At 73.0% G+C, this 13,676-nt stretch carries 12 protein-coding genes; 6 read left to right on the top strand and 6 right to left on the bottom strand.

Annotated elements, in window-relative coordinates; all coding sequences use genetic code 11:
• Positions 1 to 51: 51 nt before the first annotated feature.
• Positions 52 to 2,139 (bottom strand): 3-hydroxyacyl-CoA dehydrogenase NAD-binding domain-containing protein, encoded by a 2,088-nt coding sequence (locus tag ACFFJG_RS19585; RefSeq protein ID WP_378520479.1) that lies wholly within the window; start codon positions 2,137 to 2,139, stop codon positions 52 to 54.
• Entirely contained in the window at positions 2,136 to 3,335 is a 1,200-nt protein-coding gene (locus tag ACFFJG_RS19580; protein ID WP_378520478.1) for a thiolase family protein, read from the bottom strand. The genes ACFFJG_RS19585 and ACFFJG_RS19580 overlap by 4 nt, the downstream gene beginning before the upstream one ends.
• Positions 3,336 to 3,455: 120 nt before the next feature.
• Here ACFFJG_RS19580 and ACFFJG_RS19575 point away from each other — a divergent pair, with 120 nt between their 5' ends.
• On the top strand, positions 3,456 to 4,418 hold the full coding sequence (locus tag ACFFJG_RS19575) for a PAC2 family protein (RefSeq protein WP_378520477.1): 963 nt from the start codon (positions 3,456 to 3,458) through the stop codon (positions 4,416 to 4,418).
• Positions 4,418 to 5,290 carry an acyl-CoA thioesterase gene (locus ACFFJG_RS19570; RefSeq protein WP_378520476.1) on the top strand — a complete coding sequence of 291 codons (873 nt, stop codon included), beginning with the start codon at positions 4,418 to 4,420 and terminating at the stop codon, positions 5,288 to 5,290. Before ACFFJG_RS19575 ends, ACFFJG_RS19570 begins: the two co-directional genes overlap by 1 nt.
• Positions 5,291 to 5,292: 2 nt before the next feature.
• Here ACFFJG_RS19570 and ACFFJG_RS19565 read toward each other — a convergent pair whose 3' ends face one another.
• Both ACFFJG_RS19565 and ACFFJG_RS19560 read right to left on the bottom strand, forming a co-directional pair.
• The gene (locus tag ACFFJG_RS19565; RefSeq protein WP_378520475.1) at positions 5,293 to 6,210 is read right to left on the bottom strand and encodes a MaoC/PaaZ C-terminal domain-containing protein; all 918 of its coding nucleotides are present in this window, start codon (positions 6,208 to 6,210) and stop codon (positions 5,293 to 5,295) included.
• On the bottom strand, positions 6,210 to 7,544 hold the full coding sequence (locus tag ACFFJG_RS19560; RefSeq protein WP_378520474.1) for a 3-oxoacyl-ACP reductase: 1,335 nt from the start codon (positions 7,542 to 7,544) through the stop codon (positions 6,210 to 6,212). Before ACFFJG_RS19560 ends, ACFFJG_RS19565 begins: the two co-directional genes overlap by 1 nt.
• A 142-nt stretch (positions 7,545 to 7,686) precedes the next feature.
• Between ACFFJG_RS19560 and ACFFJG_RS19555 the strand changes: the two genes are divergently transcribed.
• Entirely contained in the window at positions 7,687 to 8,967 is a 1,281-nt protein-coding gene (locus ACFFJG_RS19555; protein WP_378520473.1) for an acetyl-CoA C-acetyltransferase, read from the top strand.
• Positions 8,968 to 8,984: 17 nt separating this feature from the next.
• Here the strand turns inward: ACFFJG_RS19555 and ACFFJG_RS19550 are convergent, their stop codons facing one another.
• On the bottom strand, positions 8,985 to 9,566 hold the full coding sequence (locus tag ACFFJG_RS19550; protein WP_378520472.1) for a class I SAM-dependent methyltransferase: 582 nt from the start codon (positions 9,564 to 9,566) through the stop codon (positions 8,985 to 8,987).
• Positions 9,567 to 9,706: 140 nt separating this feature from the next.
• Here ACFFJG_RS19550 and pyrR point away from each other — a divergent pair, with 140 nt between their 5' ends.
• From pyrR to ACFFJG_RS19535, 3 genes are read left to right on the top strand one after another with little or no spacing between them, the layout of a single operon-like run.
• The gene (gene pyrR / locus ACFFJG_RS19545; RefSeq protein ID WP_378520471.1) at positions 9,707 to 10,273 is read left to right on the top strand and encodes a bifunctional pyr operon transcriptional regulator/uracil phosphoribosyltransferase PyrR; all 567 of its coding nucleotides are present in this window, start codon (positions 9,707 to 9,709) and stop codon (positions 10,271 to 10,273) included.
• Complete coding sequence (locus ACFFJG_RS19540) at positions 10,270 to 11,208, top strand: aspartate carbamoyltransferase catalytic subunit (RefSeq protein ID WP_378520470.1); 939 nt, start codon at positions 10,270 to 10,272, stop codon at positions 11,206 to 11,208. The genes pyrR and ACFFJG_RS19540 overlap by 4 nt, the downstream gene beginning before the upstream one ends.
• A complete protein-coding gene (locus ACFFJG_RS19535) occupies positions 11,208 to 12,491 on the top strand; it encodes a dihydroorotase (protein ID WP_378520469.1) in 1,284 nt (427 codons plus the stop codon). The genes ACFFJG_RS19540 and ACFFJG_RS19535 overlap by 1 nt, the downstream gene beginning before the upstream one ends.
• 456 nt (positions 12,492 to 12,947) lie before the next feature.
• On the opposite strand, the gene ACFFJG_RS19530 is transcribed toward ACFFJG_RS19535, so the two are convergent.
• Positions 12,948 to 13,664, bottom strand: a complete 717-nt coding sequence (locus ACFFJG_RS19530) for a VOC family protein (protein WP_378520468.1) — start codon at positions 13,662 to 13,664, stop codon at positions 12,948 to 12,950.
• Between the last annotated feature and the right edge of the window lie 12 nt (positions 13,665 to 13,676).

Raw genomic sequence — 13,676 nt, 5'->3', positions numbered from 1 at the left:
CGTTCGCGCCGACTCGACGGCCCTCCGCGGGACGCTCGCGCCGACTCGCGGTCAGTGGAAGCGCTGGCCGGTCGCCTTCTCCGAGATGCCGGCGACGTCGAGCATGAACGTCAGCCCGCCGTTCCAGAACGAGAACCCGGCGCCGGTGATCATCGCCAGGTCGATGTCCTGCGGGGCGGCGACGACCCCCTCGTCGAGCATCAGGCGCGCCTCCTCGGCCAGTCCGGCGAGCGTGCGCGCGCGGACCTCCTCGGCGGTGAGCACGACCGGCTGCTCCGGCTTCTCCAGCAGCGCCTCGACCTCGGGGTCGATGGAGAAGTCGGGCAGGTAGTAGGACGACTTCCTCGCCTCGACGACGCGCTGGAGGGCGGGGGAGACGTAGAAGCGGTCGGGGAACGCGCCCTCGAGCGTCTCGTTGTTGTGCAACGCGATGGCCGGGCCCACCAGCGACAGCAGGAAGAACGGCGGCATCGGGGCGACGCCGGCGAAGGCGCCGTCGGCGACCTGCAGCGGCGTGCCCTCGTCGACGATGCGGCCGACCTCGCTCATGAAGCGGCCGAGCAGCCGGTTCACGATGAAGGAGGGGCTGTCCTTGACCAGGATGGTCGTCTTCTTCAGCGCCTTGCCGGTGGCGAACGCCGTGGCCAGCGTGGCGTCGTCGGTGGCGTCGCCCTTGACGATCTCCAGCAGCGGCATGACCGCGACCGGGTTGAAGAAGTGGAAGCCGACGACCCGCTCGGGGTGCTCGAGGTCGGCGGCCATCTCGGTGATCGACAGCGACGAGGTGTTGGTCGCGAGCACGCACTCCGCGCTGACGACCTTCTCCACGTCGGCGAAGACGGTCTTCTTCACCGACATCTCCTCGAACACGGCCTCGATCACGAAGTCGGCGTCGCCGAAGGCGACCTGCTTGTCGGTCTCGCCCGAGACCAGCGCCTTGTGGCGGTTGGCCTTGTCCTGGTTGATCCGGCCCTTGGCGAGCAGCTTGTCGATCTCGGCGTGGACGTAGGCCACGCCCTTGTCGGCCCGCTCCTGGTCGAGGTCGGTCAGCACGACCGGCACCTCGAGGCGGCGTACGAACAGCAGCGCCAGCTGGCTGGCCATGAGGCCCGCGCCGACGATGCCGACCTTGGTGACCGGGCGCGCGAGCGACCTGTCGGGCGCGCCGGCGGGGCGCTTGGCCCGCTTCTGCACCAGGTCGAAGGCGTAGAGCGAGGCGAGCAGCTCGGGGGTCCTCGACATCGCCTCGAGGGCGTCGTCCTCGGCCGCGAAGCCGGCGTCGCGGTCGGTGTCGCGGGCCGCGGCGATGAGCTCGACGGCCTTGGCGGCCGCGGGGGAGGCGCCACCGGTCTTGCTGGCGACGATGCCCTTCGCGCGCTCGATCGCGTCGTCCCAGGCCTCGCCACGGTCGACCTCGGGCCGCTCGACGGTGGTCTCACCGCGGACGACCGAGGCCGCCCACAGCAGCGACTGCTCGAGGTGGTCGGCACCGTTGAAGACGGCGTCGGCCAGCCCCATCTCGAAGGCGGCCTGCCCGCCCAGGGTCTTGCCCTGGTTGAGCGGGTTCTCGAGGATCAGCGTGACCGCCTTGTCGGCCCCGACGAGGTTCGGCACGAGGTAGGCGCCGCCCCATCCGGGCACCAGGCCGAGCATGACCTCGGGCAGGCCGACGGCCGGCGCGGAGTCCATGATCGTGCGGTAGTGGCAGTGCAGCGCGACCTCGAGGCCGCCGCCGAGGGCGAGGCCGTTGATGAAGCCGAACGACGTCTTGCCGCCGTCCTGGAGCTTGCGGAACACCGCGTGGCCGAGCTCGGCCACGGTGCGCACGGCGTCGGGGCCGCCGCCCTGGATCGAGGTGAGGTCGGCGCCCGCGGCGAGGATGAACGGCTTGCCGGTGACGGCGATCGCGTCGACCGTGTCGTCGGCCAGCGCCTCGTCGATCGCCGTGTCCAGCGCGAGCAGCGAGGCCGGGCCGAACGTGTTGGGCTTGGTGTGGTCCTCGCCGTTGTCGAGGGTGATGAGGCCGAAGGTCACACCGGGCAGGGCGACCTTGCGCAGGTGCGCCTGCGTCACGCGCTCGGCGTCGGAGACGATCGCCCGCGCGCGCTCGAGGAGTGCGGCGTTGTCGGTGGTGCTCATGCGTTGTCTCCAGTCCAGTGCGGGTTCTCCCAGATCACGGTGCCGCCCATGCCGATGCCGATGCACATGGTGGTGAGGCCGTAGCGGACCTCGGGACGCTCCTCGAACTGACGGGCGAGCTGGTTCATCAGCCGCACGCCGGAGGAGGCCAGCGGGTGGCCCATGGCGATCGCGCCGCCGTAGGGGTTCACGCGGGCGTCGTCGTCGGCGATGCCGTAGTGCTCGAGGAACGCCAGCACCTGCACGGCGAACGCCTCGTTGACCTCGAAGGCGTCGATGTCGTCGATGGTGAGGCCGGCCAGGCGCAGGGCCTTCTCGGTGGCCGGGATCGGGCCGGCGCCCATCACCTCGGGCTCGACGCCGACGAAGGCGTAGGTCACCAGGCGCATCTTGACCGGCAGGCCGAGCTCGCGCGCCGTCTCCTCGTCGGCCAGCAGCGCAGCGGTCGCGCCGTCGTTGATGCCCGCGGCGTTGCCCGCGGTCACCTTGCCGTGCGAGCGGAACGGCGTCTTGAGCCCGGCGAGCGACTCCATCGTCGTCTCGGGGCGCATCGGCTCGTCGAGGGTGGCCAGGCCCCAGCCGGCCTCGGCCGAGCGGGTCGCCACCGGGACGAGGTCGGGCTGGATCTTGCCGGCGTCGTAGGCGGCCTTGGTCTTCTGCTGGCTGCGCACGGCGTACGCGTCCACGCGCTGCTTGGTGATCGTGGGGTAGCGGTCGTGGAGGTTCTCCGCGGTCTTGCCCATCACCAGCGCGTCGGGGTTGACGATGCGCTCGGACAGGATGCGCGGGTTGGGGTCGACGCCCTCACCCATCGGGTGGCGGCCCATGTGCTCCACGCCGCCGGCGATCGCGACGTCGTAGGCGCCGAAGGCGATGCCGGACGCGGTGTTGGTGACCGCGGTCATCGCGCCCGCGCACATGCGGTCGATCGAGTAGCCCGGGACGCTCTGCGGAAGCTCCGACAGGAGCGCGGCCGTACGGCCGATCGTCAGGCCCTGGTCGCCGATCTGGGTGGTCGCGGCGAGCGCCACCTCGTCGACCCTCTCGGGCGGCAGGGACGGGTTGCGGCGCATCAGCTCGCGGATGCACTTGATGACGAGGTCGTCGGCGCGCGTCTCGGCGTACTGGCCCTTGGCCTTGCCGAACGGGGTGCGCACGCCGTCGACGAAGACGACCTCACGCTGGGGACGGGGCACTGGCTGCTCCTGGGCTCATGGGTGGGACAGGGTGCGATCACGTTACCCCTGAGTAACAATGCCTGCCCAGATGCGCGGGTGTGTGTCGGGTCACGGAGCGCGGGTCACTAGGCTCCACCCATGGTCGAACGACTCGTGCACATCGTGGACGACGCAGAGGTCCTCGCAGAGGCGGGCGACCTCACCATGGTCTGCGTGCTCACCGGGTTCCTCGACGCGGGCAAGGCCGCCGAGCTCGCCGCCGCGCACCTGGCGGGCCTCGGCCGTGGGCAGGGCGACGGCAAGGTGGTGGCCACCTTCGACGTCGACGCCCTCCACGACTACCGCGCGCGCCGCCCGCCGATGACCTTCGTGCGCGACCACTACGCCGACTACGAGGCGCCGCGCCTGGTGGTGCGGGCGCTGCGCGACACCGGCGGCACCCCGTTCCTGCTGCTCACCGGCCCGGAGCCCGACATCCGCTGGGAGGCCTTCGCCCGCGCGGTGCGCGAGGTCGTGGAGCACTTCGGCGTGTCCCGCACGGTGAGCCTGGGTGCGGTCCCGATGGCCGTGCCGCACACCCGCCCGATCGCCATCACGCCGCACGCCAACCGTCCCGAGCTCGTCCCGGGCGAGAGCCCCTGGCAGGGCGAGCTGCGGGTGCCGGCCAGCGCTCAGGCGCTGCTCGAGCTGCGGCTGGGGGAGTGGCGCCTCGACGCGCTCGGCTACGTCGCCCACATCCCGCACTACCTCGCGCAGATGGAGTACCCCCAGGCCGCCCTGGTGCTGCTGGAGCACCTCGAGATCGGCGGCCGGCTGACGATCGACCTCGGCGAGGTCCGCGAGGCCGCCGAGATCACCGAGACCGAGGTCGACCGCTACCTCGCCTCCCACGACGAGGTCGGCGACGTGGTGCGCGGCCTGGAGCAGCAGTACGACTCCTTCCGCGAGGCCGAGGCCGCCGGCAGCTCGCTGCTCGCCGGCGACGGCCCGCTGCCCACCGGCGAGGAGATCGGCAGCGCCTTCGAGGCGTTCCTCGCCGAGCTCGACGACTCGGGCAAGGGCGACGACGACGCCGACGGCACGGGCTGGGAGGACCGCTGATGGCCGGCAGCGCCGAGGAGCTCGTGGGCCTGCTCGAGCTCGAGCAGCTCGAGGTCGACCTCTTCCGGGGCGGGCAGGCGCGCACCGAGCGCCAGCGCGTCTTCGGCGGGCAGGTGGCCGCCCAGGCCGTGGTCGCCGCCACCCGCAGCGTGGAGGGCGAGTTCGTCCTGCACTCGCTGCACTCCTACTTCCTGCGTCCGGGCGACCCCGCGGTGCCGATCGTCTACGACGTCGAGCGGATCCGCGACGGCCGCTCCTTCGCCACCCGCCGCGTCTCGGCGCGTCAGCACGGCCGCCCGATCTACTACATGACCGCCAACTTCCAGATCCCCGAGCCGGGCCTCGAGCACCAGGACCGGATGCCCGACGTGGTGCCGCCCGAGCAGGGCATGCCGCTCGTCGAGCTCGTACGCCGTCGCGGCGCCGGGGCCGTCGAGCACTGGGAGCGCGAGTGGTCGGCGCTCGACGTGCGCCACGTGGGCGTCACCGGCATGGGCCTGCCCGACGACCCCGACCACCCCGCGCAGGCGCGGCTGTGGATCCGCGTCGACGGCACGCTGGCCGACGACCCGACCGTGCAGGCGGCCGCGTTCACCTACGCCAGCGACCTCACGCTGCTCGGCGCGGCGCTGGTGCCCCACGGCATCGACATCGCCTCACCCCGGCTCCAGCCGGCCTCGCTCGACCACACCATCTGGTTCCACCGGCCGTTCCGCGCCGACGAGTGGTGGCTCTACGACCAGTTCTCCCCGTTCGCCGGCGGCGCGCGCGGCCTCGCGCTGGCGCGGGTGTTCTCCCAGTCGGGCGAGCTGGTCGCGACGGTGGCGCAGGAAGGCCTGATCCGGCTCCGCGAGCGCCGCGAGCAGGCCTGAGGTCAGGCCCCGCCGGCCGACCCGGCTGCCCCGGCTGCGCCGGCCGGGACCGCCCGGCCGACCAGGTGCGGTGAGTCGTCCTGCGGGTTGGTCAGCGCGAAGGTCCACGTGTCGTCGTCGCGGCGGGCGGCGTAGGCCACCGTGCTGGGCAGGAAGACCGGCTTGCGGAACACCGCCTCGACGGTGACCGCCTCCGGCAGCCGGTTCTCGATCGCGGCCACCGAGCGTGCCAGCGTCCACATGCCGTGGGCGATCTGGCGCCGGAAGCCCAGGGCGCGGGCGGTGAGCGGGTACAGGTGGATCGGGTTCGCGTCGCCCGAGACGCCGGCGTACGTGCGGCCGAGGTCGGCCGGCAGCCGCCACTGCGTGCCGCCCGTGGGCTGGTGGGGGATGACCAGGCCCGGCGCCGGGACGCCGTCCACGGTGCTGCCCCGGCGCAGGTAGGTCGACCGGGACTCCCAGACCGGCTCGCCCGCGGCGCGGACGGTCGTGTCGAAGTCGAGCAGGACACCCTTGTCGTGCGGGCGCGCGGCCCCGACGGAGACCCGGACGTCGAGCCGCTCGCCGACGGCGACGTCGCGGTGGGCGGTGATCGTGTTCTCGACGTGCACCATCCCGAGCGCGGCCCAGGGGAAGGCGGGGTCGGACATGACCGCCATGTGCAGCGGGAACGCCAGCATGTGCGGGTAGGTGACCGGCACGACGTCGCGGCGCGGGAACCCGCAGACGGCGGCGTACTGCTCCACGTGGGCTCGCTCGACCACCGCGCCGGGGCGGTCCCAGGTCAGCCCGCCGAAGCCCTCGGCGGGCGCCTTGCGGACGCCGGGCAGCAGGTTGAGGCCGGGCACGGCCGGCAGGGCGGCGCGCAGGAGCGTCGTCACGCTGCCGGGGTCGGCGGCGAGGGTGCGGGGGCCGGGCATCAGGCGCCCAGCATCATCTGGCCGCAGACCCGCACGACGTTGCCGTTGACCGCGCCGGACCCGGGGCTGGCGAACCAGGCGATGGTCTCGGCGACGTCGACCGGCAGGCCGCCCTGCGCCATCGCGTTGAGGCGCTGGCCGACCTCGCGGGTCGCGAACGGCACGGCGGCCGTCATCTGGGTGATGATGAAGCCGGGCGCGACCGCGTTGACGGTGATGCCGTCGGTCAGCTCGTCGCGCAGGCTCTCGACGAGCCCGATCACCCCCGCCTTCGACGTCGCGTAGTTGGTCTGGCCGACGTTGCCCGCGATGCCGGCGATCGAGGCGACGCCGACGATGCGGCCGCCCGCGTTGACCACGCCGGCGTCGAGGAGCTCACGGGTGATCAGCTCGGGCGCGGTGAGGTTGACCGCGACCACGCTGCGCCAGCGGTCCTCGGCCATGTTGGCGAGCTTCTTGTCGCGGGTGATGCCGGCGTTGTGCACCACGACGTCGACCCCGCCGTGGTGCTCGCGCAGGTGGTGGGCGATGCGCTGGGGCGCGTCGGGCGCGGTGATGTCGAGGACGAGGTGGTCGCCGTCGAGCTCGGCCATGAGGGTCTGCAGCTCGCTGGCGGCCTGGGGGACGTCGACGCCGACGACGGTCACGCCGTCGCGGTGCAGGACGCGGGCGATCTCCTCGCCGATGCCGCGGCTGGCACCGGTGACCAGCGCGACCCTGCCGGCCAGGGGACGGGACCAGTCGTCGACCGTGTCGGTGGTGGCGCCACCGTGCGCCCCGATGCGCACGACCTGGCCCGAGACGTACGCCGACTTCGGCGAGAGCAGGAACGCGAGCGTCGAGGCGATGGCGCCGTCGGCGGCCGGGGCGACGTAGACCAGCTGGACGGTGCCGCCGCGGCCGACCTCCTTGCCGAGCGACCGGGTGAAGCCCTCGAGCGCGCGCTGGGCGATCCGCTCGGAGCCGGTGCGCTGCTCGGGCGGCGTGCCCAGCACGACGACGCGGGGGCAGGACTCCAGGCGACGCATGAGCGGGGTGAAGAACTCCTGCAGCGCCACGAGCCCGGCGGTGTCGGTGATGCCGGTGGCGTCGAAGACCAGCGCCTTCGCGCGGGCGCCGTCGTCGAGCGTGGTGGCCGAGGCGACGCCGAGGCCGTCGAGCACGCTGCAGAGCGAGCCGGCGAGGCGGCCGTCGCCGCCGAGGACCACGAGGCCGTCGACCAGCGGGGCGCCGTCGTGCCACCGCTCGAGGGCGGTGGGGTTCGGCAGCCCGAGGTTCTTCACGACCAGCCGGCCGATCGGGGAGGACGCGAAGCCCTGGTAGCGGTCGCTCATGGGGCGGGACTCCTGTTCGCAAGGTGGGGCGGGCGGTGACGGGGTGGGCTCTGTGTAACTCAGTGTCAAACCAGTCGTCCAGATTTCGTGACGTGGCCCTCACCCCGTTGGCGGCCACGCCCTCACCGGCAAGGATAGGAACATGCAGCCCACCACCCGCCCCGTCGCCGTCGTCGGCGGCAACAGGATCCCGTTCGCCCGCTCCAACACCGTCTACGCCGACGTGTCCAACCAGGAGATGCTGACCGCGGCGATCGACGGCCTGGTGGACCGGTTCGACCTGCGCGGCGAGCGCCTCGGCGAGGTCGTGGCCGGTGCGGTGCTCAAGCACTCGCGCGACTTCAACCTGACGCGCGAGTCGGTGCTGGGCTCGCGGCTCGCGCCCGAGACGCCGGCGACCGACATCCAGCAGGCGTGCGGCACCGGGCTCCAGGCCGCCGTCCAGGTGGCCAACAAGATCGCCCTCGGCGTCATCGACGCCGGCGTCGCGGGCGGCACGGACACCACCTCCGATGCTCCCGTCGCGATCAGCGACAAGCTGCGGCGCAAGCTGATGAAGGTCAGCTCGGCGAAGGACACCGCCAGCCGGCTCAAGGCGCTCGGCGCGATCCGGCCCGGCGACATCGGCCTCGACATCCCGCAGAACGGCGAGCCGCGCACCCGCATGTCGATGGGCGAGCACGCGGCGCTGACGGCGCTCGAGTGGCGGATCACCCGGGAGGCGCAGGACGAGCTGGCGGCGCGCTCGCACCACAACCTCGCCCGCTCCTACGACGAGGGCTTCCAGGACGACCTGATCACCCCCTTCCGCGGCGTCGAGCGCGACAACAACCTGCGCCCGGACTCGACCGTCGAGAAGCTCGCCACCCTCAAGCCGGTCTTCGGCAAGGGCACGGCGGCGACGATGACCGCCGGCAACAGCACGCCGTTGTCCGACGGCGCCTCGGCGGTCCTGCTGTCCTCCGACGAGTGGGCTGAGGAGCGGGGACTGCCCGTCCTGGCGCACCTCGTCGACGCGGAGACGGCGGCGGTCGACTACGTCAACGGCCACGAGGGCCTGCTGATGGCCCCGGCGTACGCCGTCCCGCGGATGCTGGCGCGCAACGGGCTGACCCTGCAGGACTTCGACTACTACGAGATCCACGAGGCGTTCGCCTCGCAGGTGCTCTCCACGCTCGCGGCGTGGGAGGACCCGGTGTTCTGCCAGCAGCGGCTCGGCCTCGACGCCCCGCTCGGGTCTATCGACCGCGACAAGCTCAACGTCACGGGTTCGTCGCTCGCGGCGGCGCACCCGTTCGCTGCGACCGGCGGGCGGATCCTGCCGGTGGCGGCCAAGCTGCTGGCCCAGCGGGGGTCCGGCCGCGCACTGATCTCGATCTGCGCCGCCGGTGGGCAGGGCGTGGTCGCGATCGTCGAGCGCTGAGGCGCACGACGCCACGGTCAGCGTCGGGTCAGCCGGAACCAGGTGCCCGACCCTTCGGCGCCGGCCGCGTCGGGCTCCTCGTCGACCGTCCAGCCGCGGAAGGCCCGCTGCACGTCACCCCGCTCGGCGCCGCGTCCTCCGCGCAGCCACGAGCGGGGACCCGCGGAGTGCAGCAGCACCGTGGCGTCCGGCTCGGCGAGCTCGGTGATGCCGCGGGCCATCAGCGTGCGTCCCGGGTCGTCGAGGCCCTGGAAGCAGCCGACGTCGAGGAACAGGTCGAAGTGCGAACCGACGCCGGAGTGGACCAGGTGGCGGACGTCGCCGATGACGAAGCGGGCGTCGTCGACGCCGTTGCGGCGCACGGCGGTGTCGACGGCCTGGCGCACGTCGTCGACGCCGATCGCGTCCCACTTCCGGTCGAGCAGGAGCTTGGTGTGCGCCCCGCGGCCGCAGCCGAGGTCGATGGCCCGGCGGATCTTGTCGGGGCGGGCGACCTCCTCGCGCTCGAGGAGGCGTTCGAGGACGGGGAGCCCGGTGCGGCCCGCCTTCTCCCAGGGGGTGATCCCGGTGCGGTATGCGGTGGCGTAGCCGATGCCCATGTTGAGTTCCTGACCTGCGTGGCCGGAAGGTACCGGCCACTGGCCACGCTACTCCCACCGCCGTCGCTGCTAGGGTCATCGACGATCGACATCCTTTAACGAGCCGTCCCGTGAGGCGGAGAAGGAGGTCCGGCGCGCAGATGCCTGCACCCGACGCCCCACCCGGACACGAGTCCACCCGGACGGACCGCACCGTCCTCGACGCCCGTGACATCTCCCGGGCCCTCACCCGCATCTCCCACGAGCTGCTCGAGCGCAACAAGGGCGCGACCGACCTGGTCCTGCTCGGGCTGCACACCCGCGGCGTGCCGCTGGCGCGGCGGGTGGCCGAGAAGATCGCCGCCGTCGAGGGCGCGCCCGTCGCGGTCGGTGAGCTCGACGTGACGATGTACCGCGACGACCTGCGCTCGCAGCCCACCCGCCGCGCGCACAAGACGGCGCTGCCGCCCGGCGGCATCGACGGCAAGGTCGTCGTCCTGGTCGACGACGTGCTGTTCTCCGGCCGCACGATCCGCGCCGCCCTCGACGCACTGGCCGACCTCGGGCGCCCGGCCGCCGTACGCCTCGCCGTCCTGGTCGACCGGGGCCACCGGGAGCTGCCGATCCGCGCCGACCACGTCGGCAAGAACCTGCCGAGCGCCCTGGCCGAGCGCGTCAGCGTCCGGCTCGCCGAGGTCGACGGCACCGACGAGGTGACGATCTCGTGAGGCACCTGCTCTCGGTCGACGACCTCTCCGTCGACGACATCACCACGCTGTTCGCGACCGCCGCCGACATGCACGACGTGCAGTCGCGAGAGGTCAAGAAGCTGCCCGCGCTCCGCGGGCGCACCGTGGTCAACCTGTTCTTCGAGGACTCCACCCGCACGCGCTCGTCGTTCGAGATCGCGGGCAAGTGGCTCTCCGCCGACGTGATCAACATCAGCGCCAAGGGCTCGAGCACGTCGAAGGGCGAGAGCCTGCGCGACACCGTGCTGACCGTGTGCGCCATGGGCGTCGACGGGCTGGTGATCCGCCACCAGGCCAGCGGCGCCGCGCTGCAGGTCAGCCAGTGGGTCGACGCCGCGGTCGTCAACGCCGGCGACGGCACCCACGAGCACCCGACGCAGGCGCTGCTCGACGCGTACACGCTGCAGCGCCGCCTCGGCTCGCTCGAGGGACGCCACGTCGTGATCGTCGGCGACCTCACCCACAGCCGGGTCTTCCGCTCCAACGTCCAGTGCCTCACGCGCCTCGGCGCGCAGGTCACGGTGGTCGCTCCGCCGACCCTGATGCCCAGCGGCATCGCGGCGTGGTCGGCGGCGGCGGGCTTCGAGACGTCGTACGACCTCGACGAGGTCCTGCCGACGGCCGACGCGGTGATGATGCTGCGGGTCCAGCGCGAACGGATGTCGGGCGGGTTCTTCCCCAGCGCCCGCGAGTACACCGTCGGCTACGGCCTGACCCGCGACCGGCTCGGCGTGCTCGGCCCCGACGTGCCGATCTGCCACCCCGGCCCGATGAACCGTGGCCTCGAGATCGCCGCCGACGCCGCCGACGCGGCGCAGTCGGCCGTGCTGGAGCAGGTCTCCAGCGGGCTCGCGATCCGGATGGCCGTGCTCTACCACCTGCTCGCAGGTGACACCCGAGGAGGGACTGCCTGATGGCGCTGGTGATCACGGGGGCCTCGCTGCTCGGCGAGCGCACCGCCGACCTGTTCGTCGACGACGCCGGGGTCCTGGTCGACTCCGCACCCGCCGGCGCCGAGACGATCGACGCCGACGGGCTGGTCGCCCTGCCGGGTCTCGTCGACCTCCACACCCACCTGCGCGAGCCCGGCCGCGAGGACGCGGAGACCGTCCTCTCCGGCTCGCGCGCCGCCGCGCTCGGCGGCTACACCGCCGTCCTGGCCATGGCCAACACCTCGCCGGTCACCGACACCGCGGAGGCCGCGACCCGGGTCTGGGAGCTGGGCCGGGAGGCCGGTCTCGTCCACGTCCAGCCGGTCGGCGCGGTCACGCGCGGGCTCGCGGGCGAGGAGCTCGCCGAGCTCGGGCTCATGCACCGCTCCCGGGCGGGCGTGAGCGTCTTCTCCGACGACGGGAAGTGCGTCCACGACGCCCGGGTGATGCGCCGTGCGCTCGAGTACGTCAAGGCGTTCGGCGGCGTCGTCTCCCAGCACTCCCAGGACCCCGACCTCGCCGGCCCGACCGCGTGCTGCCACGAGGGCGAGGTCTCCGGCCGGCTGGGCCTGCCCGGCTGGCCGGGCATCGCCGAGGAGGTCATCGTCGCCCGCGACGTGATGCTGGCGCGGCACACCGGCTCGCGCGTGCACGTCGCCCACGTCTCGACCGCGGGGTCCGTCGAGGTGCTGCGGTGGGCCAAGGCGCAGGCGGAGCGTGACGGGCACTGGTCCGTCACGGCCGAGGTGACCCCGCACCACCTGCTCCTGACCACAGACCTGCTCACCGGTTACGACCCGACCTACAAGGTCAACCCGCCCCTGCGCCCGCAGGAGGACGTCGACGCGCTCCGAGCCGCGCTGGCCGACGGCACCATCGACGCGGTGGCCACCGACCATGCGCCGCACGCCCGCCACGACAAGGAGCACGCGTTCGTCGACGCCGCCTTCGGGATGCTGGGCCTCGAGACGGCGCTCGGGGTCGTCCGCACCGCGATGCCCGACCTCTCGTGGGCCGACCTCGCGCGGGTGATGTCGGTCGCGCCGGCCCGGATCGCAGGGCTCGCCGACCAGGGGCGCGCGCTGGAGCCGGGCTCGCCCGCCCACCTCGTACTGGTCGACCCGGACGCTTCGGTGACCGTCGACCGCGACGCCTCGGCCTCGCTCTCGCGGAACAACCCCTGGCACGGTCGTACCGTCACCTCCCACGTCGTCCACACGGTCTTCGGGGGTCGGGTCACGGTCCGCGACGGCGCCCTCGCCTGACCCCGGCTGGACGGTGAGTCTCCGAGAGACTCACCGGTGCATCCCGGGTGTGTCGTGAGCTGTGCTGGGCAGTGAGTCGCTCAGAGACTCAAGGTGGAGCCCCGGGCGTGTCGCGGGTCGCCGGGACAGTGAGTCTCCGGGGCCGGACTTCTCGCGCGAGTCCCGTGGTTCTCGAGATTTGCAAGCCGCGAGAACCACGCATTCCCCCGGTGAGCCGGGGGAACCCGAGGTCGAGAGCGAGATGGGTGCGGGCCGGGCGCGTTGCGGGTCGCGGGGTCGGTGAGTCTAGGGGCCGAACTTCTCGCGCGAGTCCCGTTGTTCTCGAGGTTTGCAAGCCGCGAGAACCACGAATTCCCCCGGTGAGCCGGGGGAACCCGAGGTCGAGAGCGTCAAGGGCGCGGGATAAGGGGCGTCGCGGGCGCAGGCCGGGAGTGGCTCGCCGGGAGCCGGGTCACATCACCCGCGGCCGCCGGTCGCGGGGTCGCGGTCGGTGAGGCAGTAGACCTGGCCGCCGGGGGCGACGAGCACGGTCCAGAAGTCGTGGACGCCCCTCAGCTCGGCGCCGAGCTCGACGTGCCGCTGGGTGTCGCCGGCACGGTCGGCGGTCGCGAGGTCGGGGTGGGCGCGGACCGGGCCGTCCGTGTCGCCGGTGCGCTGGAGCAGGATCCGGGGCTTGCCGGGCTCGACGAGGCGCACGAACTCCGGCAGCGCGCCCACCTCGGGCGTCCGGCCGGTGAGCGCAACCCAGAACGCGACCTCGGTGTCCCAGTGCGCCTGCGGGACGTCGATGCAGACCTGGTCGAGGATCGTCGCGCCGTCGCGCGCCAGCGTGGGGCGCCCGTCGACGAGCGTGTGGCACAGGAGCAGGCCGCCGGGGGAGCGGACGACCTCCACGTCGTGGTACGTCCACGCGGGTGTCGCCCCGAGGGAGGCCGCACGGGCCGCGGCTGCGGCCCTGTCGTCGGAGTCGAGGTCGAGGTGGACGCCGCCCGGCCCGTCGACGGCCTGCACCTTCACCCACGCCGGGCCCTGCTCGGGCAGCAGCGTCAGGAACTGCCCGTCCTCCCCGCGCCGCTCGGACGGGCGCCAGCCGGTCACCTCCGACCAGAAGCGCACGGCGTCCTCGACGTGGTCGGACGGGGTGTCGAGGAACAGCTGGATCCACGGGACCATGCCCTGATCCTC

It is taken from the genome of Nocardioides zeicaulis, assembly GCF_042432345.1.
GTDB classification, from domain to species: Bacteria; Actinomycetota; Actinomycetes; order Propionibacteriales; family Nocardioidaceae; genus Nocardioides; species Nocardioides zeicaulis.
The sequence above is the reverse complement of the archived record's forward strand: the minus strand, read 5'-3'. Positions and strand labels throughout refer to the sequence as shown.

Bases quoted from the DNA above. Each gene is read 5' to 3' on its own strand.
- ACFFJG_RS19585 (WP_378520479.1), bottom strand. From the start codon at position 2,139: ATGAGCACCACCGACAACGCCGCACTCCTCGAGCGCGCGCGGGCGATC.
- ACFFJG_RS19575 (WP_378520477.1), top strand. From the start codon at position 3,456: ATGGTCGAACGACTCGTGCACATCGTGGACGACGCAGAGGTCCTCGCA.
- ACFFJG_RS19570 (WP_378520476.1), top strand. From the start codon at position 4,418: ATGGCCGGCAGCGCCGAGGAGCTCGTGGGCCTGCTCGAGCTCGAGCAG.
- ACFFJG_RS19565 (WP_378520475.1), bottom strand. From the start codon at position 6,210: ATGCCCGGCCCCCGCACCCTCGCCGCCGACCCCGGCAGCGTGACGACG.
- ACFFJG_RS19560 (WP_378520474.1), bottom strand. From the start codon at position 7,544: ATGAGCGACCGCTACCAGGGCTTCGCGTCCTCCCCGATCGGCCGGCTG.
- ACFFJG_RS19555 (WP_378520473.1), top strand. From the start codon at position 7,687: ATGCAGCCCACCACCCGCCCCGTCGCCGTCGTCGGCGGCAACAGGATC.
- ACFFJG_RS19550 (WP_378520472.1), bottom strand. From the start codon at position 9,566: ATGGGCATCGGCTACGCCACCGCATACCGCACCGGGATCACCCCCTGG.
- pyrR (WP_378520471.1), top strand. From the start codon at position 9,707: ATGCCTGCACCCGACGCCCCACCCGGACACGAGTCCACCCGGACGGAC.
- ACFFJG_RS19535 (WP_378520469.1), top strand. From the start codon at position 11,208: ATGGCGCTGGTGATCACGGGGGCCTCGCTGCTCGGCGAGCGCACCGCC.
- ACFFJG_RS19530 (WP_378520468.1), bottom strand. From the start codon at position 13,664: ATGGTCCCGTGGATCCAGCTGTTCCTCGACACCCCGTCCGACCACGTC.